Source organism: Comamonas sp. Z3, from assembly GCF_008121565.1.
GTDB lineage: Bacteria > Pseudomonadota > Gammaproteobacteria > Burkholderiales > Burkholderiaceae_C > Comamonas > Comamonas brasiliensis.
The window spans coordinates 303,286-324,862 of record NZ_VOQU01000007.1 but is presented as its reverse complement, the minus strand read 5'-3'; the positions used below and the strand labels follow the sequence as shown (position 1 = coordinate 324,862).

General features: G+C 60.4%; 16 protein-coding genes. 8 read left to right on the top strand and 8 right to left on the bottom strand.

The genetic code is table 11. The features are described from left to right. Nucleotides 1-31 precede the first annotated feature (31 nt). Together FSY59_RS21215 and rng are read left to right on the top strand one after the other, a co-directional pair. Complete coding sequence (locus tag FSY59_RS21215; RefSeq protein ID WP_148729619.1) at nucleotides 32-646, top strand: nucleoside triphosphate pyrophosphatase; 615 nt, start codon at nucleotides 32-34, stop codon at nucleotides 644-646. A gap of 140 nt (nucleotides 647-786) precedes the next feature. After that, nucleotides 787-2,274 carry a ribonuclease G gene (rng, locus tag FSY59_RS21210; RefSeq protein ID WP_019042841.1) on the top strand — a complete coding sequence of 496 codons (1,488 nt, stop codon included), beginning with the start codon at nucleotides 787-789 and terminating at the stop codon, nucleotides 2,272-2,274. Between the two features lie 482 nt (nucleotides 2,275-2,756). Here the strand turns inward: rng and FSY59_RS21205 are convergent, their stop codons facing one another. The 5 genes from FSY59_RS21205 to hisD form a co-directional block, all read right to left on the bottom strand. Next, complete coding sequence (locus tag FSY59_RS21205; protein ID WP_148729618.1) at nucleotides 2,757-3,545, bottom strand: HpcH/HpaI aldolase/citrate lyase family protein; 789 nt, start codon at nucleotides 3,543-3,545, stop codon at nucleotides 2,757-2,759. A 331-nt stretch (nucleotides 3,546-3,876) separates the two neighbouring features. Continuing rightward, the gene (locus FSY59_RS21200; RefSeq protein ID WP_255439626.1) at nucleotides 3,877-4,920 is read right to left on the bottom strand and encodes a tripartite tricarboxylate transporter substrate binding protein; all 1,044 of its coding nucleotides are present in this window, start codon (nucleotides 4,918-4,920) and stop codon (nucleotides 3,877-3,879) included. 78 nt (nucleotides 4,921-4,998) lie between these two features. After that, complete coding sequence (locus tag FSY59_RS21195) at nucleotides 4,999-6,018, bottom strand: LacI family DNA-binding transcriptional regulator (RefSeq protein WP_148729617.1); 1,020 nt, start codon at nucleotides 6,016-6,018, stop codon at nucleotides 4,999-5,001. Next, a complete protein-coding gene (locus tag FSY59_RS21190; protein ID WP_148729616.1) occupies nucleotides 6,015-6,788 on the bottom strand; it encodes an SDR family NAD(P)-dependent oxidoreductase in 774 nt (257 codons plus the stop codon). Before FSY59_RS21190 ends, FSY59_RS21195 begins: the two co-directional genes overlap by 4 nt. A gap of 2 nt (nucleotides 6,789-6,790) precedes the next feature. Then, nucleotides 6,791-8,110, bottom strand: a complete 1,320-nt coding sequence (gene hisD, locus FSY59_RS21185; RefSeq protein WP_148729615.1) for a histidinol dehydrogenase — start codon at nucleotides 8,108-8,110, stop codon at nucleotides 6,791-6,793. 381 nt (nucleotides 8,111-8,491) lie between these two features. Between hisD and hsdR the strand changes: the two genes are divergently transcribed. The 3 genes from hsdR (at nucleotide 8,492) to FSY59_RS21170 (ending at nucleotide 14,415) form a co-directional block, all read left to right on the top strand. After that, nucleotides 8,492-11,092 (top strand): EcoAI/FtnUII family type I restriction enzme subunit R, encoded by a 2,601-nt coding sequence (gene hsdR / locus FSY59_RS21180; protein WP_148729614.1) that lies wholly within the window; start codon nucleotides 8,492-8,494, stop codon nucleotides 11,090-11,092. An 80-nt stretch (nucleotides 11,093-11,172) separates the two neighbouring features. Further along, nucleotides 11,173-12,660, top strand: coding sequence for a class I SAM-dependent DNA methyltransferase (locus FSY59_RS21175; RefSeq protein WP_148729613.1), 1,488 nt, complete (start codon nucleotides 11,173-11,175; stop codon nucleotides 12,658-12,660). Between the two features lie 42 nt (nucleotides 12,661-12,702). Next, on the top strand, nucleotides 12,703-14,415 hold the full coding sequence (locus FSY59_RS21170) for a restriction endonuclease subunit S (RefSeq protein ID WP_148729612.1): 1,713 nt from the start codon (nucleotides 12,703-12,705) through the stop codon (nucleotides 14,413-14,415). A gap of 206 nt (nucleotides 14,416-14,621) precedes the next feature. Here the strand turns inward: FSY59_RS21170 and FSY59_RS21165 are convergent, their stop codons facing one another. Next, nucleotides 14,622-16,412 carry an acyl-CoA dehydrogenase gene (locus FSY59_RS21165; RefSeq protein WP_148729611.1) on the bottom strand — a complete coding sequence of 597 codons (1,791 nt, stop codon included), beginning with the start codon at nucleotides 16,410-16,412 and terminating at the stop codon, nucleotides 14,622-14,624. Nucleotides 16,413-16,896: 484 nt separating this feature from the next. On the opposite strand from FSY59_RS21165, the gene FSY59_RS21160 reads away from it, so the two are divergent. The 3 genes from FSY59_RS21160 (at nucleotide 16,897) to FSY59_RS21150 (ending at nucleotide 18,948) form a co-directional block, all read left to right on the top strand. Continuing rightward, nucleotides 16,897-17,877: a quinone oxidoreductase gene (locus FSY59_RS21160; protein ID WP_019042837.1), complete on the top strand. Its 981-nt coding sequence runs from the start codon at nucleotides 16,897-16,899 to the stop codon at nucleotides 17,875-17,877. Between the two features lie 92 nt (nucleotides 17,878-17,969). Further along, a complete protein-coding gene (locus FSY59_RS21155) occupies nucleotides 17,970-18,626 on the top strand; it encodes a DsbA family protein (RefSeq protein ID WP_148729610.1) in 657 nt (218 codons plus the stop codon). After that, the gene (locus FSY59_RS21150; RefSeq protein ID WP_050874111.1) at nucleotides 18,595-18,948 is read left to right on the top strand and encodes a Rieske (2Fe-2S) protein; all 354 of its coding nucleotides are present in this window, start codon (nucleotides 18,595-18,597) and stop codon (nucleotides 18,946-18,948) included. The genes FSY59_RS21155 and FSY59_RS21150 overlap by 32 nt, the downstream gene beginning before the upstream one ends. Before the next feature lie 138 nt (nucleotides 18,949-19,086). Here FSY59_RS21150 and FSY59_RS21145 read toward each other — a convergent pair whose 3' ends face one another. After that, entirely contained in the window at nucleotides 19,087-20,199 is a 1,113-nt protein-coding gene (locus FSY59_RS21145) for a porin (RefSeq protein WP_255439625.1), read from the bottom strand. Between the two features lie 242 nt (nucleotides 20,200-20,441). Then, nucleotides 20,442-21,494 carry a tripartite tricarboxylate transporter substrate binding protein gene (locus FSY59_RS21140; RefSeq protein WP_148729609.1) on the bottom strand — a complete coding sequence of 351 codons (1,053 nt, stop codon included), beginning with the start codon at nucleotides 21,492-21,494 and terminating at the stop codon, nucleotides 20,442-20,444. Nucleotides 21,495-21,577 lie beyond the last annotated feature (83 nt).

Below are 21,577 nucleotides of genomic sequence, written 5' to 3'. Positions count from 1 at the left end.
TGGGCGCTAGAGGCCATTTTTAATCAAAATCATGGCGCCCATTCTCTATCTTGCATCCCAAAGTCCCCGCCGTCGTCAGCTGCTCGAGCAACTGGGCGTGGCGCATGAATTGCTGCTGCCCAATGCAGCCGGCGATATCGCCGAGGATGCCGAGGCCATAGAGGCCGAGCTGGCCGGTGAAGATCCCCATGACTATGTACAGCGCGTGACGGCCGGCAAGCTCGATGCCGCCGTGGCCCGCCATGCGCGGCGTGGTCTGCCGGCAGCGCCCATTCTGTGCTCCGACACCACCGTTGCACTGGGCAAGCAGATTCTGGGCAAGCCCGCCGATGCCGAAGACGCGCGACGCATCCTGCGTCTGCTCTCCGGGGCCGAACATGAGGTGCTGACCGCCGTGGCGCTGCAAAGCGGCGCGCGGCGTCTGCAGGCCCTGTCGGTGTCCGCCGTGCGCTTTGCTCCCATGACCGAGGCACAGATCGAGGCTTATGTGGTCACGGGCGAACCCATGGGCAAGGCCGGAGCCTATGGCATACAGGGCAGGGCGGCCGCACATATCGCAGAGATCCGCGGCAGCTATTCGGCCATCATGGGCCTGCCCGTTTACGAAACTGCCGAGCTTTTGCGCCAGCTGGGCTGGCCGCTCTGAACCTTTGGCGCAATCGACACTCTGTTCTTGAGGCTTGCCCCGAGGGAAGTTCTGCATGGCAGCTGTCTTGCGCCAGCCATGCGCGCGTCGCACACTGGGCGCAGCAAAAGCCAGGACATATAAAGAAAGAACGACAGTCAATGCAGCAAGATATTTTGATCAACTGGTCGCCGCAGGAAACGCGGGTGGCGATTGTCGAGAATGGCGCCGTGCAGGAGCTGCACATGGAGCGCCCGCTGGAGCGGGGACTCGTCGGCAACATCTATCTGGGCAAGGTCTCGCGCGTGCTGCCCGGCATGCAGTCCGCCTTCATCGATATCGGCCTGGAGCGTGCTGCCTTCTTGCATGTGGCCGATGTCTGGCAGCGTCAGGACAGCGGCGAAGCCCCGATGTTCGCGCGCAAGGACCAGCCGCTGACACCCATCGAAAAGCAGGTGTTCGAAGGCCAGTCCATCATGGTGCAGGTCATCAAGGACCCCATAGGGACCAAGGGTGCCCGTCTGTCCACGCAGATCAGCATTGCCGGGCGTCTGCTGGTGTTTCTGCCCCAGGACGACCATATAGGCATCTCCCAGAAAATTCCCCAGAACGAGCGCGATGCCTTGCGGGCTCGTCTGCAGGAGCTGGTCGGCACCAAGGAGGGGGGCGGTGGCGGCGGATTCATACTGCGCACCAATGGCGAGGAGTCCAGCGATGCCGAGCTGGCCGATGACATCCGCTATCTGCGCAAGACCTGGGCGCGCATCAAGGATACGGCACAGAAGCTGCCCGTCATGTCGGTGCTGCACCAGGATCTGAACCTGCTGCAGCGTGTGCTGCGGGATCTGGTCGGCGAGAACACCCAGAGCATTCGCATCGATTCGCGCGAACAGTTTGCGCTGCTCAAGAGCTTTGGCCAGGAATACATGCCGGCGGCCGTGCCAAAGCTTGCGTTGTACAAGGGCGAGCGTCCGATCTTCGACCTCTACAACATCGACGAGGAAATCGCGCGCGCTCTCGGGCGGCGTGTGGATCTGAAGTCGGGCGGCTATCTGATCGTCGATCAGACTGAAGCCCTGACCACCATCGATGTCAACACGGGCGGCTATGTCGGTGCGCGCAATTTTGACGACACCATCTTCAAGACCAATCTGGAAGCGGCGCACGCCATCGCGCGTCAGCTGCGCCTGCGCAATCTGGGCGGCATCATCATCGTGGACTTCATCGACATGGTGCGCGAGGAGCATCAGGGCGAGGTGCTCTCCGAATTCCGCCGCCAGCTGGCACGCGACCGCGTCAAGACCATGGCCGGCGGCTTCTCGCAGCTGGGCCTGGTGGAGATGACGCGCAAGCGTACGCGCGAGTCGCTGGCCCATATGCTGTGCGAGCCCTGTGCGGCCTGCTCCGGCAAGGGCGATGTCAAGACCGCGCGCAGCATCTGCTACGAGGTGCTGCGCGAAATCCTGCGCGAAGCGCGCCAGTTCAATCCCCATGAGTTCCGCGTCGTGGCATCGCCCAAGGTGGTGGAGATGTTCCTCGACGAGGAAAGCCAGCATCTGGCCAGCCTCTCCGACTTCATCGGCAAGCCCATTTCGCTGCAGGCCGAGACCGCGATGGCGCAGGAGCAATACGATATCGTGCTGCTCTGAGTGCGAGCAGGAATAGTCCTGACACGGACGAATATCTTGCAGGGACAGTGCCTACGGATCGGGGAAAGGGTGTGCTGGCAGCCTGATGCTGAAGGTTGACCTTTGCACGGCCTCATGGGTGCTGCGCGATAGCGCCGAGGAGGCGCCCTGTTGGTCTCACGTTTAGGCTCTCCAGCCAGGCCTGCTCTGGTTGCTTTACGCAGGGTTGTGGCAGAGATCAGTGTGTAGCCATGGCACCCTGGCCTTGTTGAAACCCGAGGCTAGGTCGTGAACGGACCGGAGCATGCGGAAGCTGGTGGTGGATTCCCTGCGATTGTTGTGCTTAGGTCGCTCAACAGTACGCAGCACACCCGAAATGCAGCATCCCAGATGCAGCCATTTCGTTCCGCCAGACCATCGGCTTTGCGCAATCGTTGCTCCCAGGCGGAGGCGATTGAGAGCACAAAGAGCATGCTGCTGAACGTCGGTGTCGGAGGATACCCTCAATACTCGATTTTGACGCTGCCGGCATCGCCTTCCCTGGCGGCCTTGCGCAACGCCTGCGTGAAGATGCTGGTCGAGACATTGGCAAAGTAACGAGCACCCCAGGCGGCGTATTTCTGCTCGGCCTCATGGGTGAGCGCAACCGTGCCCGCGCATTTGCCTGCGGCGGTCACGGCGCGAATGGTGCGTTCCATGGCATTTTCGACATCCGGAGCAGACCAGTTGTTGTCGAAGCCCATGGTGTGCGACAGATCATTGGGACCGATGAAGACGGCGTCCACACCATCGACTGCGGCGATCTCGGCGGCATTGCGCACGCCTTCGGGAGTTTCGATCATCACAATGAGTGAGATGCCGCGGTTGCTGCGCTCGGTGTGCGGCATGCCGCCAAACGCGCCGTAGCCAGCCGAACGTGTGCTGAACGCGCTGCCCCGTTGGCCAATGCGAGGGTAGCGCACCTTGCTGACCAGCTCGCGGGCTTTCGCCGCTGTACTGACCATCGGAATCTGAACGGCGCCAGCGCCCATATCGAGCACGCGGGGCAGGTCGTGTTCCAGGCAGCGCACCACGGGAATTATTCCGCTGGCCCGTGCTGTGCGAAGCATGTTCTCGGTGGTCTCCAGGTCTGCGCAACCGTGTTCGTTGTCGATGATCACGAAGCTGAAACCGGCATAGGCGCACATCTCGATGATGGCCGGGCTCGGCAAGCCGTTGAAGAGGCCGCGGATGCGCCCCGTTCCATACAGCAGGGGCTGGAGGCGGGTGTCGATGGGGTGGCGGATGTCCATTGTGTGTCTCCTGTCGCTTGGTATTGTGTTCAGTGGATCTCATCGGCGTCGAGCATGGCTGTCCGAGACATGTGCAGGCTGAGCTGGCAGGCTGGATGAGAGCGATGCAGTGTTCCAATTGCGCAAGACACGGCGACTCGAGCACCACGGCGGTGTGTCGTGCCTGTAATGCCCGCAATAGAGGGGCGGGGCTTTAGCGCGGCCGCAATGCAGCTGTCGAAGAGGGCGGTCCTGTTCATGGCCAGTTGCAGTGCATTGCGGATGCGGCGGGGTGCATCGATATCGCGCAGGGAGCTGATGAGATCGAGGGGCGCATGGAATAAGGTTTGGCTCAATCAATGGTCAGATTGTTGGACTTGATGAGTTTGTCGAACTTGACGGTTTCATCCCGGATGAACTTTCTGAAGTTGTCGCTGGACATCGAGCGGGCGGCGAAACCCTGGGCGGCAAGCCGCTCCTGTACGGATGCAGTGTTCAGAATGCTCACCACTTCCTTGTTCAGATACTGCACCACAGGTGCGGGCGTGGCGGCTGGGGCCAGCAGGCCGAGCCAGGTCACCGCTTCGAAGCCTGGCACACCGGCTTCGCTCAGTGTGGGCAGATCGGGTTGCAGCGGCGAACGCTTGAGGCTGGTGATGGCAAGCGCTTTGGCCTGGCCGTTCTTGGCAAAAGCGAGCGCCGTAGCCATATTGTCGAACTGCATGTCTATCTGGTTGCCCGCCAAGTCCACTAACGACTGGCTGCTTCCCTTGTAGGGCACATGCACGGCCTTGCCGCCGATGCGCTCGAGCATCATCAGTGCAGTAAGGTGCTGCGATGTGCCGTTGCCGCTGCTGCCGTAGGAGATCGCGTCTGGTTTGGATTTGATGACCGTGCTCAGTTCCTGCACGTTCGTGGCACCGGACTTCTTGCTGGCCAGCAGCACCAGTGGTGTATCGGCCAGTTCGGTGATGGGGGCGAAATCCTTGTCGACGTTGTAGCCAACCTTCTTGAGCAGCACCGGATTGACGGCCAGCGCCGTCTGCGTGCCCAGCAGTAGTGTGTAGCCATCGCCCTTGGCACGGGCCACATATTCCGTACCGATGCCGCCGCCAGCGCCGGGTTTGTTGTCTACCACCACGGCGGTGCCCCAGCGCTTGCCGAGCTCATCGGCCACCAATCGGGCGATGATGTCTGTTGCGCCACCGGGCGCGAACGGCACAATGATGACCACGCGGCCGTTGTGCGGATAGCCATCGAGTCCTGCCGGTGTCGCCATGCTCTTCGCATGGCTCGTCCAGGAGGCAAGGCTGCTGCAGGCCAAAGCGGTCTGGGCTGCCAGCAGGATGGTGCGGCGTTTGAGCGAGGAAAAATTGAAAGGAGATGCTGTTTTCACGGGGTCTCTCTCTGGATCGTAGGATCGTTGTTGTGAGTGGTGCTCTGAGAGCGGTATCTCTGCGGTGTTCAATGGATTTCAGGCTGGCACGCGACCGACGGTGGCACGCTCCACCAGGCGGGCGGGTATGACCACATTGCGTGGGTTGACTTCGCCCTGCATCTGCTCGTGCAGCAGTGTCACCGTGGCACTGACCATGTCCTCCACGCTTTGAACCACGGTGGTGAGCTGGTAGGCGCCCCAGGCGGCCTGAGGAACATCGTCGAAGCCCACAGCGGCCACGTCTTGCGGAACGCGCAAGCCGAGTTCCTGGCGCAGTACGTCCATGGCGGCGATGGCCATGTGGTCGTTGGCGACGAAGACCGCCTCGGGCCTGTGTCGCGCATCGGCGAACAGATCCCGTGTGGCTTGCTGAGCGCCTTCGAAACTGAAGTTGCCGACGGCGCGGCTGTGCAGCGAAAGCCCGGCTTCCTCCAGGGCATCCAGAAAGCCGCGTTCGCGATCGAGGTTGGTGGAGGAATTTTCTAGGCCTGCCAGAAATGCGAGTTTTCGGTAGCCACGAGACACGAGCAGCTCCGCCACCATGCGACCACCACGGTAGTTATCCGAGGTGACTGAGCTGGTGGTAGGGCGGGCAAACCCACCCGTATCAGGCACGCGGTTGAACATCACCACTGGCACGCCCGCATCGGTGCAGGTCTTGGTCAGGGCAGGGGACAGCACGGTGGATGCCATCACCACGCCGTCCACCTGATACTGCAGGATGTCGGTGAGTACGGCATCGGCTTCGTCCATCTCGCTGATGAACATGAGCACGTGGTAGCCTTGCTTCTGCAATTTCTGCGACAGCGCCTGTATCACCAGCGGATAGAACTGATTTTCGAGATAGCTCATGACCAGCGCGATCATCCTGCTGCGCCGGGTGATGAGGCTGCGCGCCAAGGCGTTGGGCCGGTAACCCAAGGTCTGAGCGGCCAGAATCACCTTGGCGCGCGTGTCTTCCGAGACGCTTGCCCCGGGGGTGAAGGTGCGGCTGACGGCGGATTGGGAGACCTCCGCCAGGCGCGCAACGTCCTGTGCAGTTACCTGTAGTTTCATGCCGCTGTCCATCCTCCATCGAGCATCAGGGCGCTGCCAGTGACCAGGCTTGAGGCATCGCTGGCGAGGAACACGGCGGCCCCCATGATTTCCTCCGTCCGTCCGAGGCGCCCCAGTGCAATGCGCTCAAGCACCCAGTCTTTGAAGCCCGGTTGCAGGAACATGTCTGCGGTCATCTCGGTCTCGATGAAAGTCGGACACAGCGTGTTCACACGGATGCCGGACCTGCCCAGCTCCCAGGCCAAGGCCTTGGTCATGCCTTCCAGCGCATGTTTGGAGGCGCAATACAGCGTGCGACTGGGGCTTCCTACGAGGCCCATCTGCGACGAGACGTTGATCAGGCTGCCGCCTTGCCCCACTTTCAGCATGCTGCGCGCGACTGCACGCGAAACATAGAACGCGGCCTTCACATTCAGGTTTAGCACGGCATCGATGTCTTCGTTGCCCAGCTCCACCAGGTGCTTGGGACGGTTCATGCCGGCGTTGTTCACCAGAATGTGGAAAGGCGCACGGGCATCCAGCAACGCATCCACGCTCTGCGGGTTGGTGACATCGAGCGCCACATGGTCGCAGGTGTTGCCACCCATCTCGGCATTGATTCGAGCACAGGCTTCATGCAGTTCGGGCTCGGAGCGCGCAGCCAGCGTGACGGTGGCACCAGCCTCTGCCAGCGCAACGGCAATGGCCAGACCAATGCCGCGGCTACCGCCTGTCACGAGTGCGCGCTTGCCATCCAGCCGGAAGCTGGGGGTACGGGGCAATGCGTTCATGCTCATGCATCTACCGGCACGGGCTGGTACCAAGGAACTTCTGGGCGGGTGCCGTAGCGGCGCACGCGGATGTTGGCCTGCTCGCCGTGGCCCGCGAAGTTCTCCATATGACAAAGGCGCGAGCAGTATTCCCCCATCAGCGCGCTGGCTTCGTTGGTGATCACGCGCTGGTAGGTACAGGTCTTGAGGAACTTGCCCACCCACAGGCCCCCTGTGTAGCGCGCTGCCTTGTTCGTCGGCAGGGTGTGGTTGGTGCCAATCACCTTGTCGCCAAAGCTCACGTTGGTACGTGGCCCCAAGAACAGGGCGCCATAGTTGCTCATATTCTTGAGGAAAAAATCGGGGTCACGCGTCATTACCTGAACATGCTCGGAGGCCAGGTCGTCGGCCACTTGCAGCATTTCCGCGTCGTTGTCGCAGACGATGACCTCCCCATATTCGGCCCAGCTTTGCGCAGCGATGGCGGCGGTGGGCAGGATATTGAGTTGACGCTCCACTTCGACCATGGTGTCGCGAGCGAGTTTTTCGCTCGTGGTCAGCAGCACCGCAGGACTGGTTGGCCCATGCTCTGCCTGGCCCAGCAGGTCAACCGCGCAGATTTCGGCATCCACGGAATCGTCAGCGATCACCAGTGTCTCGGTGGGGCCGGCAAACAGGTCGATGCCCACGCGGCCGAACAACTGGCGCTTGGCTTCGGCAACGAACATATTGCCCGGTCCGACCAGCATGTCCACCGGCGCGATGCTCTGCGTGCCCACGGCCATGGCCACCACGGCCTGCACACCGCCGAGCACCAGAATCTCGTCGGCACCGGCCATGTCCATGGCGGTGACGATGGCCGGGTGGGACTTGCCCTGGAACGGTGGCGCGGTGGAAACCACGCGCTTGACGCCCGCCACCTTGGCTGTGAGCACGCTCATGTGGGCTGAGGCCAGCAGCGGGTACTTGCCGCCGGGGATGTAGCAACCCACGGCGCTCACGGGAATGTGCTTGTGGCCGAGAACGACGCCAGGATAGGTTTCCACCTCCACGTCCTTCATCGAATCGCGCTGGATCTGGGCAAAGTTGCGCACTTGCTTCTGGGCAAAGGCAATGTCCTCGATCTCGCGGGCCGAGAGACTCTTGCGGGCGGCTTCTATCTCGGCGCGGCTGAGGCGAAAATCCTGTGGATCCCAGCTGTCGAATTTGCGGCTGTACTCGCGCACGGCTTCGTCGCCGCGGGTTTCTATATCCTTGATGATGCCTTCGACAGTGGCACGCACCTTGGCGTCGTCATCGGCTCGAACTTGCATTTCCTTGCCGCGTTTGAGATATCTGATCATCAGGCTTCCTATGGTGGGTCAGTAGAGGTTTTGCATACGTATGCAGGTCACTTTCAGTGGCTTGCATTCGTATGCAAATAGGGGTTTTTACGGGGCTTTGTAAGTCCTCGAGTGCACGCAAAAGGACGAGAGCTCTCAATGCGCAGCATTGCATGGCGCTGCTGCGCGGGCGCGGACCACCCTGCCGCTGAGCCAGCAAGCTGCGGATTCAAGTGAAACGAGGCGCCAGGGCACCTCGTTTATCTAAGTAGCAGGAGTGTGGGAAGTTAGGCGACGCCTACGGATTAAATGGAAGATTCCTGCGAATCCATATGACCACGAGACCTGACTGAGGGCCTGTACATCCGCGTCATAATCCCGGTGAAAAGCAATGAGGATGGCATGGACAAGAAGCAGCTTAGCGAAGCCGACATTTGTGCGAAATTCATCAGCCCGGCTGTGCTGAATGCTGGTTGGAGCGAGTTGGACCAGATCTACCGTGAGTACACCATTGCTCCAGGGCGTATTGTGGTCAGAGGGCAGAAAGCCCAGCGCAATCTGCAGTCAGTTTTGCGTGCAGATTACTTGCTGTGTCATCGGTATGGTCAGCCTTTGGCTGTTATTGAGGCCAAAGATAACTGCCATGCCGTTGGCGCGGGCATGCAACAAGCCGTTGAATATGCCGAGCGCATGGGGGTGCCTTTTGCCTTTGCCAGCAACGGCGACGGCTTTGTATTCAGGGATGCCAGCTTGCTTTTCAACGGGCAGTTGTTGACCGACCTCCGAATGGACGAGTTCCCATCACCTGCGCGGCTTTGGGCGCTATTTCAGCAATGGAAAGGCTGGTCAGCTGAACAAACCCGTGTGAATGGCTTTGCCTACCACCAAGGCGACAACGGCCGTGTACCGCGCTACTACCAGCTGCACGCCATCAACCGCACGTTGGAGGCGGTGGCCGCGGGGCAAAACCGTGTGTTGCTAGTCATGGCCACAGGCACCGGCAAAACTTATACCGCCTTCCAGATCATCTGGCGCCTGCTCAAAAGCGGGGCTAAAAAGCGGGTGCTGTTCCTCGCCGATCGAAACATCCTGGTGGACCAGACCATGGTGGGCGACTTCAAGCCCTTCAAGGGTGGCATGGCCAAGCTCAGCCCCAACGCCAAGGGCATTGAGCGTGTGGATGCCAATGGAGTCACCACAGTGGATGAGCTGGAGCTGGCAGTCACCAAAGGCAAGAAAAGCACAGGTGGCAAGCAAGTCAACAAAGCCTATGAGGTGTATCTGGGCCTGTACCAGGCCGTTACCGGCAAGAGCGGTGCGGATGATGTGTACAAACAGTTCAGCCCCGACTTTTTTGACCTCATCATCATTGACGAATGCCACCGTGGCAGTGCCAATGAAGATTCGGCATGGCGCGAGATTCTGGACTACTTCAGCAGTGCTACCCAGGTGGGGCTGACGGCTACGCCTAAAGAAACCGAAGATGCCTCCAACATCCACTACTTTGGCGAGCCCGTCTACACCTACACCCTCAAGGAAGGCATTGAGGACGGCTTTCTGGCCCCTTACAAAGTCGTGCGCGTCGATCTGGATCGTGACACCTTTGGCTGGCGGCCCCCCAAGGGCATGCTGGACGACAACGGACACCCCATTGAAGACCGCATTTACAACGCGGCCGACATGAACCGCAACCTGGTGCTGGGCCTGCGCGACCGCGTGGTGGCGGGCAAAATCACCGAATACCTCAAGGGCACAGACCGCAACGCCAAAACCATTGTCTTCTGCGAAGACGTGGACCACGCCCAGCGCATGACGGCCGCGCTGGCGCAGGCCAACAAAGACATCTGCGCGACCCGCCACAAATATGTGATGCAGATCACTGGCGACAACGAGGTAGGCAAGCGCGAGCTGGACAACTTCATCGACCCTGACAGTCCAGACCCTGTGATTGCCGTCACCAGCAAGCTGATGAGCACTGGTGTGGATGCCCAGACCTGCAAGCTCGTGGTTCTGGATCAGAACATCAAGTCCATGACGCTGTTCAAGCAAATCATTGGGCGCGGCACGCGGTTGAACGAAGAGCATGGCAAGCAGTTCTTCACGATTTTGGATTTCAAGCGTGCCACAGAGCTGTTTGCCGACAAGGACTTTGACGGTGAGCCCGTGCAGATCTACCAGCCCACGGGTGATGACGATGTGGTGCCACCACCACCGCCGCCCGCGGATGATGAAAGCACCGTGATCGACGGCGACAGCTGGTTGCCAGACGCGGATGGCGATGGCCAGGGTGACGGAAGCTCTGTGCCGGCCGGCAACACCAAGGACCCGGCAGGCGTCTATGGTGACGGGACTGGTGGTAGCGCTGGCGCGGCAGGCGGCACGGACAAGCCCCGCAAATACCAGATCGGCGGCCGCGTCACCGTGGCCATTGCCCGTGAGCGCGTGCAATACCTGGACGCCAACGGCAAGCTGGTCACGGAAAGCCTGCGCGACTTCACCCGCATCAACCTGGCCAAAAAATACGAATCGCTGGACGCCTTTATGCAGGCCTGGAGCAGCGCCGACCGCAAGCAGGCCTTGATCGAGGAACTGCAGCACCACGGCGTGCTGCTCGATGTGCTGACCGAAGAGCTGTCACAGGAAAAAGGCGACGGCAGCAGCCTGCAAGGGGCTGACCCGTTCGATGTGCTGCTGCACGTCGCCTATGACCAGCCCATACTCACCCGCAGTGAACGCGCCAGACGGGCCAGGAAGAAGCTGCACGACGATGGCATCTACGCCAAGTACGGTGAGACCGCCCGCAAGGTGCTGGACGCTTTGATCGACAAGTACGCAGACGAGGGCATTGCTGCCATTGAAAATACCGATGTGCTCAAGGTCCAGCCATTGAGCCAGATGGGCTCGCCAGTGGAGTTGATCAAGAGCTTTGGCGGCTCCAAGCTCAATTACCAGGCTGCCATCGCCCACCTGGGCCAAGCCATCTACCAGCCAGGCCATCCATAAGCCTGCAAAATGTATAGCTGCCCACGCTTTTCTGAAAAGCGTGGGCAGTATTTTTTATTCAGATACCCAGAGTTCGCAGCATGTCCAATCTGTCATCCATCATCAAATCCATCCAAGACACCATGCGCCAGGACAGCGGGGTGGATGGAGATGCCCAGCGGCTGTCCCAATTGACCTGGCTGCTGTTCCTCAAGGTGTTTGATGCCCTGGAAGAAGAGCTGGAGTTCACCAAAGACAACTACCAAAGCGCCATCCCCGAAGCACTGCGCTGGCGCAACTGGGCCGCTGACGAAGAAGGCATGACGGGCGAGGCCTTGCTGGACTTTGTGGACAACCAGCTCATCCCCACGCTCGCCAACCTGCCCGGCAGCATCGAGCAAAACCCGCGCGCCTATGTGCTGCGCAGCGTGTTCGACGACACCTACAACTACATGAAAAGCGGCCACCTGCTGCGCCAGGTCATCAACAAGCTGGCCGTCATCGACTTCAACCGCCAGGCCGAGCGCCACCAGTTCAACGACCTGTACGAAAAGCTGCTCAAAGACCTGCAGGCCGCAGGCAATGCGGGCGAGTTCTACACGCCCCGCGCCGTCACCCAGTTCATGACCGATATCGTCAACCCCCAGCTGGGCGAAACCGTCATGGACCCCGCCACCGGCACCGGCGGCTTTCTGGTCTGCGCCATCGAGCATTTGCGCCAGCAAGCCCAGACGCCCGAGCAGCAGGCCCTGCTGCAAACAGCCGTGCGCGGCGTGGAAAAAAAGCCGCTGCCCCACAGCCTGTGTGTGACCAACCTCATGCTGCACGGCATTGAAGTGCCCAGCCAGATCAAGAACGACAACACCTTGAGCCGCCCGCTGCGCGACTACGGCCGGGCCGACCAGGTGGACGTCATCCTCACCAATCCGCCCTTTGGCGGAACGGAAGAGCCCGGTATTGAAGACGGCTTTCCTGCCGACCTGCGCAGCCGCGAAACGGCCGACCTGTTCATGATTCTCATCATGAAGCTGCTCAAGGACGGTGGTCGTGCCGCCGTGGTGCTGCCCGACGGCTTTTTGTTTGGCGAAGGCAGCAAAAGCCGCATCAAGGAAAAGCTGCTCACCGAGTGCAACTTGCACACCATCGTGCGCCTGCCCAATGGCGTGTTCAATCCCTACACCGGCATCAAGACCAATATCCTGTTCTTCGCCAAGGGCCAGCCTACGCAAGACGTCTGGTACTACGAGCACCCATACCCTGTGGGCGTGAAAAACTACAACAAAACCAAGCCCATCAACATCAAGGAGTTTGATGCAGAAAAAGCCTGGTGGGGCAGCGCCGCAGACGGCTACGCCAGCCGCGAAGGCAATGAGCAGGCATGGAGGGTAAGCATCGACACCTTGCGCGCCGCCAACTGGAACCTGGACCAGAAAAACCCCCATGTGGGCGAGCAAGTCAACCATGACCCTGACGAACTGCTAGCGCAATACACCCAGTTGCAGGCCGATGCGCAGGCATTGCGCAACCAGTTGCAAGCCATGCTGGCCCAGTCCCTGGCGGGTGGAGCTGTTGCGGCATCGCAGAAGTGATAGCTGCTAGCGCTTGATAGATAAGGATTTCAAGGTCAAACCATGCTGAATACCAGTAATGACCAGCGCAAGCTGCTACCAAACTTTGATCAACTCTTCGCCACCACCGCCCAGGCCCCCGGCGGCGTGGCCCGCTTGCGAGAGCTGATCTTGACGCTGGCCGTGCAAGGCAAGCTGGTGACGCAGGATGCCAATGATGAACCCGCCAGCGAACTGCTCAAAAAGATTCGGGTGGAAAAAGACCGGCTGATTGCGGAAGGGAAGATAAAAAAGGACAAGCCGCTGGCGGCAATCAGGGGAGAAGAAAAGCCATTTGAATTGCCGGTGGGGTGGGAGTGGGTGAGGTTGGGGACGGTAGTAAATGCTAGCGAAGCCGGCTGGAGTCCCTCTTGTATAAGTACACCACGCCGTGATGGAAACTGGGGTGTATTAAAGGTTAGTGCCGTTTCTTGGGGAAAGTTTGATTCAGCGGCAAATAAAGAGCTACCACCAGACCTACAGTCGAAACCTGAGTACGAAGTTAAAAATGGTGACTTCCTTCTTTCGAGGGCAAATACAGCGGATTTAGTTGCTCGTTCAGTGCTAGTGGTTAAAACCGAGCCCAAACTGATGTTGAGTGACAAAATCATCAGGCTAGATATATCTAGTCAAATTAATCGAGCATTCATCAACTTGGTTAATAATTCTATATTTTCCCGTATGCACTACGCAGCAAATTCATCTGGTACGAGTAGTTCGATGAAGAATGTGTCTCGCGAGGTGGTTCTTGCGTTGCCTGTTTCATTGCCACCCCTCGCCGAACAATCCCGCATTGTCACCCGCGTCGAAGAACTGATGCGCCTGTGCGATGCGCTGGAGGAAAAAGGCCGGCTGGAGCACACCCAGCACCAGCAACTGCTGCAAGCCTTGCTGGATAGCCTCACCCAAACCCAAAGCGCGCAAGAGCTGGCGTGCCACTGGCAGCGCCTGGCCCAATACTTTGACCTGCTCATCGACCGCCCCGAAGCCGTGGACGCGCTGGAGCAAACCATTCTTCAACTCGCAGTGCGCGGCCTGCTGGTGGAGCAGGATCCTAGCGATGAACCTGCGAGCGAGCTCTATGCAAAAATTCAAGCGGAAAGAAGTGGCCTTGCAGCGGCTGGACTACTAAAAAAAATAAAGCAGTTAGCGGAGCCAGAAATAATAGTCGGTAGAAATGGTTGGGTCGATGTTGCACTCGGCGACTTGATTGAGCTGATTTCGGGGCAGCATCTAGGGCCAAGTGAATATGTGGAGGGCTTAAGTGATGAAATACCTTATTTGACTGGTCCTGCAGAGTTTGGAGAAAAATATCCGACGCCATCTCGATCAACTAATGAGAGAAGGTCTGTTTCAATAATGGGAGATATATTGATTACAGTTAAGGGATCAGGGGTTGGTAAATTGAATATTGTTTCGCAAGATGAAATTGCTATCAGTCGGCAGTTGATGGCAATTCGACCACTTATGGTTAATTCAGATTTTGTTTATATATTTCTGGAGACAATGGGGAATTTTTTCCAAGAAAAGACGGTTGGAATTGCGATCCCTGGTATTGGTCGTGAGGATGTGAATATGGCAAAAATTGGTCTGCCCCCCCTCGCCGAACAATCCCGCATCGTCGCCCGTGTCACCGAGCTACGCGCCCTGTGCCAGCAGTTGCGCGAAAAGCTCACTCAAGCGCGCAGTACCCAAACCCAGCTGGCGCAGGCCTGGGTAGAGCAGGCAGTAACGTAATTACGATCTACGCAAAAACGGGTTCAGGCAGGATGACTGCCGCAGGGGGCAGGCCGTTGCTGCATTCTTGTTTGCGCAAGTCCTGGCAGGTGCGTTGTAGAGATTCAAAAAAGTAGCGGCCAGCGCTTTATCCATAGGCGCCAGCCGCTATTTCCATGCATTTCATGATGAGGCAGGGCGTTGCCGCCCCGCCTTCAGGTGCAGGATCAGAACAGATCCATGGGCAATGCCATCACGCTGGCCGCGCCGTTGATCACGGCATCGGCCTGGCCGGGTACCCGGGTCAGGATATGTTCGGCATAGAACCGGGCCGTGGCCAGCTTGGCCTGCATGAAGGCCGTGTCCTGGCCCTTGGCCAGCAGCTCCTGCGCAGCCAGCACCGAGCGGCCCAGCTGCCAGCCGGCGACCAGATTGCCGGTGAGCATCAGATAGGGGACGCTGCCCGCATAGGCCGCATTGGGGTCGGCCTTGGCCTGGGCCACGATGAAGTCCACCACCTGCACAAAGGCCTGACGGGCCTGGGCCAGATTCCTGGCGACCGCCTTGGCCGTATCGGTGCCGCTGGCATGGAGGGCGGCTTCGGTCTTTTCGATCTGGGCGGCAATCGCCTTGGCGGTCAGGCCGCCATCACGTGCGGTCTTGCGGCCGACCAGGTCATTGGCCTGGATGGCGGTCGTGCCCTCATAGATGGTCAGGATCTTGGCGTCGCGGTAGTACTGGGCGGCGCCGGTTTCCTCGATGAAGCCCATGCCGCCATGCACCTGCACCCCCAGGCTGGTGACTTCCAGGCTCATTTCGGTGCTGTAGCCCTTGACCAGCGGCACCATGAATTCATAGAAGGTCTGGTTGGCCTGGCGCACTTCGGCGTCCGGGTGGTGGTGGGCGGCATCGTAGGCGGCAGCGGCCGCGGTGGCCATGGCGCGACAGCCTTCGTTGCTGGCACGCATGGTCATCAGCATGCGGCGCACATCGGGGTGGTGGATGATGGTGGCGCTGGCCTTGACCGAGCCGTCGACGGGGCGGCTTTGAACGCGTTCCTTGGCATAGGCCACGGCGTGCTGGTAGGCCCGCTCGGCCACGGCCAGGCCCTGCAGGCCCACGGCATAGCGGGCGGCGTTCATCATGATGAACATGTATTCGAGACCGCGGTTCTCTTCGCCCACGAGGTAGCCGATGGCTCCCCCGTTGTCGCCAAATTGCAGCACGGCCGTGGGCGAGGCCTTGATGCCCATCTTGTGCTCGATGCTGACGCAGTGCACATCATTGCGCTTGCCCAAGGAGCCGTCCTGGTTCACCAGGAACTTGGGCACGACAAACAGGCTGATCCCCTTGACGCCTTCGGGGGCGCCGGCCACGCGGGCCAGGACCAGGTGGACGATGTTGTCCGCCATATCGTGCTCGCCATAGGTGATGAAGATCTTGGTGCCGAAGACCTTGTAGCTGCCATCACCCTGAGGCTCGGCCCTGGTGCGCACCAGGGCCAGGTCGGAGCCGGCCTGGGGCTCGGTCAGATTCATGGTGCCGGTCCACTCACCGGTCACCAGCTTTTCCAGGTAGGTGGACTTGAGTGCATCGCTGCCTGCAGTGAGCAGTGCCTCGATGGCACCGTCGGTCAGCAGCGGGCACAGCGCAAAGCTCAGGTTGGCGCTGTTGAGCATCTCGATGCAGGCCGCACCAATGGTCTTGGGCAGGCCCTGGCCGCCAAAGTCGGCTGGGTGCTGCAGGCCCTGCCAGCCGCCTTCGGCGTACTGCTTGAAGGCATCGGCAAAGCCGGGCGTGGTGGTGACGACGCCGTCCTTGAAGGACGAGGGGTTGACATCGCCTGGCACATTCAGGGGCGCGACCACGCCTTCGCAAAGCTTGGCGCATTCTTCGAGAACGGCCTGCGCGGTCTCCAGCCCCGCGTCTTCAAAGCCGGGAATCTGGGCGACTTGCTCGATCTGGGCCAGATGCTCCATGTCGAACAGCATGTCTTTGATGGGCGCTTTATAGGTCATCGTCTCTGTTTCCTCGAATGCTGGCCCGGCTGGCTGCCAGACCTGGGTTGTGCCTTGGATTGTTGGGGAAGTTGCCTGCCACGGATGGCAGGGGCTTCCCTCGACTTCATGTCCGGCGCCTGGCAAGAATGCCAGGCCCTCGCATTGGTTTGACGTTTACGTAAACGGAATGATTCTAGAGGCTGGGACGGGCTTGCCGCAGTCGCAGACGCGCAATATGGTGGCCAACGCTTGCGGCAAGCTTTCAATCAAAGAGAAACTTTGTAGTTAACTTTTTGCGCCTGGTATTTACCCGTGGTGTCGCGTAAAGACAAGAGAGCGGCGCTCTCGGGAAATGTCCTGGAGACGAACTCCCATAAATTCAGTCCAGTCTGAATGGAGAGATAGCGGAGATATGGTCTAAGCCATTGATTTGTATCGATTCTGTTCGAGGTGAGGGCGTGTGCCGTATCACCTTTCGATTGGTATCTGACTGGGAGTTTGTATGGCTAAAGTAATCCGTTATCACGAAGTTGGCGGCCCCGAGGTGTTGCGACAGGAAGACATTGAAGTCGGCCAACCCGGTCCGGGTCAGGTCCGCCTCAAGCAGGGCGCTGTGGCCTTGAACTTTGCCGATACCTATTTCCGCTCCGGTCTGTATCCCGCTCCTTTGCCCGCAGGCGTGGGCAGCGAGGCTTGCGGCACGATCACGGCCGTGGGCGACGGCGTGACGGATTTCAAGGTCGGCGACCGCGTGACCTATACCGGCGCACTCAACACCATCGGCGCTTACGCCACGGAGCGCCTGATTTCTGCTGCCCCCCTGATCCGTCTGCCTGACAACATCAGCTTTGAAACCGCAGCAGCCATCACCATGCGTGGACTGACTGCGGCTTACCTGATGCGCCGCATCTGGGACTTCAAGCAGGGCGACACCATCTTGCTGCATGCTGCAGCCGGTGGCGTGGGTCTGCTGGTGTCGCAGTGGGCAAAGCTGGAAGGCCTGAACGTGATCGGCACCGTCTCCAGCGATGCCAAGGCCGAAGTGGCCAAGGCCAACGGCTGCGTTCACACCATCAACTACAGCCATGAAGACGTGGCCAAGCGCGTGCGTGAGCTGACCGATGGCGTGGGCGTGAATGCCGTCTTCGACAGCGTGGGCAAGGACACTTTCGAGGGCTCGCTCAACAGCCTGAAGGTGCGCGGTCTGATGGTCTGTCTGGGCACGGCTTCAGGCTCCATTGCGCCATTCAACCCACAGACTCTGGCAGGCAAGGGCTCGCTCTTCCTGACCCGTCCCGCATCGGCGCATTACATCGCCGACCCCACGGAGCGTGCAGAGCTGGCCAACGAGCTGTTCGCCCATGTGGCCGAAGGCCGTATCAAGGTGGACATCAGCAAGCGCTATGCGCTGGAAGACGCCGCGCAGGCTCACCGCGACCTGGAAGCCCGCAAGATTGTGGGATCGGCCATCTTCACGCTCTGAGATATCGAAGGCAGCACTTCGGTATGAAAAGGGCTGAGCCATTCAGCCCTTTTTTGCATCAACTCCGATGATTGCCCAAAGAAATAAATGCCATGACTCAAAGCTCTGCTGCAACGACACTGCAGGTCGACTTTTCGCTGGACCTGATCTGCCCCTGGTGCTGGATCGGTCTGCGCAATCTGCTGGCCGCCCGTGAGATGCTGCTGGCCAGATATCCCGACCAGCAGCTTGCAATCCATTGGCATGCCGACACTCTGCAGCCCCAGATCCCGGAGCATGGAGTGCCTTATCAGGCCTTCTACGAAGCCCGGCTCGGCGGCCCCAGGGCCGTGGAGGTTCGCCGTGCCCAGGTGCGCTCGGCGGCCCACGCGGCGGGCCTGCAGATCAATCATGCGCTGATTGAGACCTTCCCCAGCACGCGCCTGGTTTGCGCGTTGGTCAACTACGCCCAGACTCTGCTCGATGGTGAGTCCATGATCCGCTTTGTGGAGTCCATCTTTGCCGCCTACTTTGTGCAGGGCCGCGATATAGGCTCGGTCATGGTGTTGCAGCAGCTGGCGTACTCGGCAGCACTGGACTGGAATCCTTCCCGCTTTGATGCGCTGCGCTACCAAAGCGAGGCCAGCCATACCGGCGGCGTGCCGCATATAGTGTTCAACCGGCGTCTGCAGGTGACGGGCGCGGTGGCGCCTGCGGAGCTGCTGCGCGCCATGGAGCATGCCCGTGTTGCCGACAGCATCTTCGCCTGATACTGCATTGCTGGCTGCCGGCGCCGTGCGGGATTTGCCGCCTGGCGGGCGAAAGCTGGTCTTCACGCCTGGTGGTCAGAGCATCTTGCTGCTGAATGTCGAAGGCGAGTTCTATGCCTTGGAGAACAGCTGCCCGCATGCGGGTGCCTCCATGGCAGGCGGAAATTGCGATGCTCATGTGCTGAGTTGCCCCGCGCATGGACTCAAGTTCGATATCCGCAGCGGCAAGTGCACGGCATCGCCGCAGATGACGATTCCTCTGCACGAAGTCCTGGTCAGGGAGGGACTGCTCTGGCTCAAACCGCCTGACAACTGCTGGTAAACCATCGAGCGCTTGTGTGCGATGAAGAAGGCCCGCAGATTTTCTCTGCGGGCCTTCTTCTATGGTTTGAGGATTGATGCCCTCTGGCCAGAGACCGGAAATCGGCAACCGGCAGACGCCGGTTGCCATGGATTGGACTCAGAACGTGTGGCGAATGCCGATGTCAAAGCCCGAGGCATTGCCGCCAGCGACCGGGATCGGGCCCTGCAGAGCGCCCGTGGCCACCGGCAGGTTGATGCTGCCGCGGTTGTCCACATAGGCATAGGTGCCGTAGAGGGCAGTGCGTTTGGAGAGGTTGTGCACATAGCCCACGGCGTACTTGTTGGAGCTGCTGCCGCTGTTGTCATTGCGGCTCAGGCGCATGAAGCTCATGGGGATGTTGTCGTTGCCGACCTTCCAGATGGCGCCCAGCTGCCAGTAGCGCACATGGTTGGCGTTGTCCAGGCCTGCCAGGCGGTTGCCGGTGCGGTGATCGGCAGCCAGAACCATGAGGCGGTGGCCCTCCCAGAGGTAGGAGGCGGCGGCATTGATCTGCCTGTAATCGTCGGCGGCGCGGTTCTTGGTGGTCGTGATGGCGACGGCTGCATCCCAGTTATCACCACCATAACCCAGGCGTGCACCATAGACGCGGCCGTCCTGGCGGTTGGGGCCGGCATCGTTTTCGCCGAATGCCGTCATCAATTGATAGAACAGGCCCTTGCAGCTGGAGCTGGAGCAGCCGGGCGAGAGGTAGCCAATGCTGTTCGACGCGCGAAAGCCCGTCACCGTCGTGCCGTGCAGCACATGCAGGCTCATGCCTACGCCCAGGCGAAAGGGGTCGTAGTTGAACATGTTCCAGAAGGCGGGCACATAGTCGCGGCCCAGGCGCACCTCACCCCATTGCTTGCTCTGCAGATAGACCAGGGACTTGCGGTTGAAGCTCAGGCCGTTGCCGCTGCCTGCCCCTGAGGGCTGGTTGTTGGTGTTGGAGGCCTGGCCGGTACCGTTGTCGGTATTGAGGCCCGCTTCCAGATCAAAGCCGGCGGCCAGACCGCTGCCGAGATCTTCGCGGCCCCGAAAGCCCAGACGGCTGGCCTGGTTGCCACTGGAGGTCAGCATCTGGCGCGAGCCCGCGCCCGCACCGCGGTAGTTGGATACGGCCATATCCACCACGCCGTAGACCTGCACCGACGATTGCGCCGAAGCCGCCAGCGGCGCCAGCGTGCATGCGAGAGCGCTCAGCGCATTGAAAGCCATTTTTCTTGTAGTCATTCATGTCTCCTTGAACCGTTGAAAAAAGATGCCTGAAGGCAAACCGACGAGAAACACAGCAGCGCAAGGCCGGACCCGGGCCTTGGGGATGGGCTGAAGGCGCAGACAAGCCCCGGCTCGAATCCCGCCAAAGGACTTGAGCCGGGTGCAGCCGCCCACGGTGCCAAGGGGGCACCGGGCAGAGGGCTTGAATCAGATAAGTAATGGGGCCGCTTGAGAGCAATTGCTCAAGGACCCGGGCTTCAGTTCTCGGGCTTGTAGCCTATGGACTTGAGCAGGGCCGCCTGCTTGCGGCTGGCTTCTTGGAGGTCGGTCGTCATCTCGGCTGTGCTCAGCGGCTGGCCGGGCTCCATGCCCAGCGAAGCGAGCTGTTTGAGAACGGCCTCCTTGCGGAAATGCGCCAGCGCCACATCCCGCAGCTTCTGCTGGATGGCTGCCGGGGTTTGCGGATGGGACCACACGGCAAACCAGCCTGGTTTGGAAAGTTGGGGGTAGCCCAGCTCCGAGAAGGTCGGCACCTCGGGCAAAGTCTGCAGGCGGCTCGGGTAGACGACTGCCAGCGCCTTGATCTTGCCGCTGCGAATCAGGGGCAGCGAAGTGGTGACTCCATCGAACATTACCGGGACATGGCCGCCCATGAGGTCCACCAGAGCGGAGGGCGAGCCCTTGTAGCCCACATGGCGCATATTGATATTGGCCAACTGGCCCAGCAGCATGCCCGAGGTGTGGCCCTTCAGGCCCGTGGCGTAGGAGGCAAAGTCCACGCCGTCGCGTTGCTGCCTGGCGTAGCTGATGAACTCGGGCAGGGTCTGGAACGGCAGCTCCTTGGTGGCAACCATGACCAGGCCGGTGCGTGTGAGCTGGGCCAGCGGCGTCAGGTCCTTGAACGGGTCGAAGCTGACTTTCTGGGCCTGCGGTGCCTCGCTCAGCGCTCCGTCCTGAATCACCAGGAAGGTATAGCCGCTCTTTCCATGCGACTTGAGGTCCTGGATGCCGATGGCGCCCGAAGCGCCGGGCTTGGACTCCACGATCACGGGCTGCTTGAGCTCTTGCGTCATGCCCTCTGCCAGCAGACGGGCCAGGGTGTCGGCCGTGCCGCCGGCAGGCCCGGTGACGATCAGGCGTATGGGCCTGGTCGGCCAGTCTGCGGTCTGCTCGGCCTGTGCGGGCAAGGCCAGGCTGGCGGCCACGGCCATGACGGCCAGGCCTGATTTCCGGCGCAGTGCGCTGGCTGTCGCGGTGCGAGAAGCTGCGGTGTCCACTGATTTGCGCGAGGCGGGTGTCGTTGCCTTCATTGCTTGTCTCCTTCAACGGGGAGATCTGGCTCCCCATCTGCGCGCACCTTTTATAGTTTGTGGGTGGCTGCGCATTCATCGTG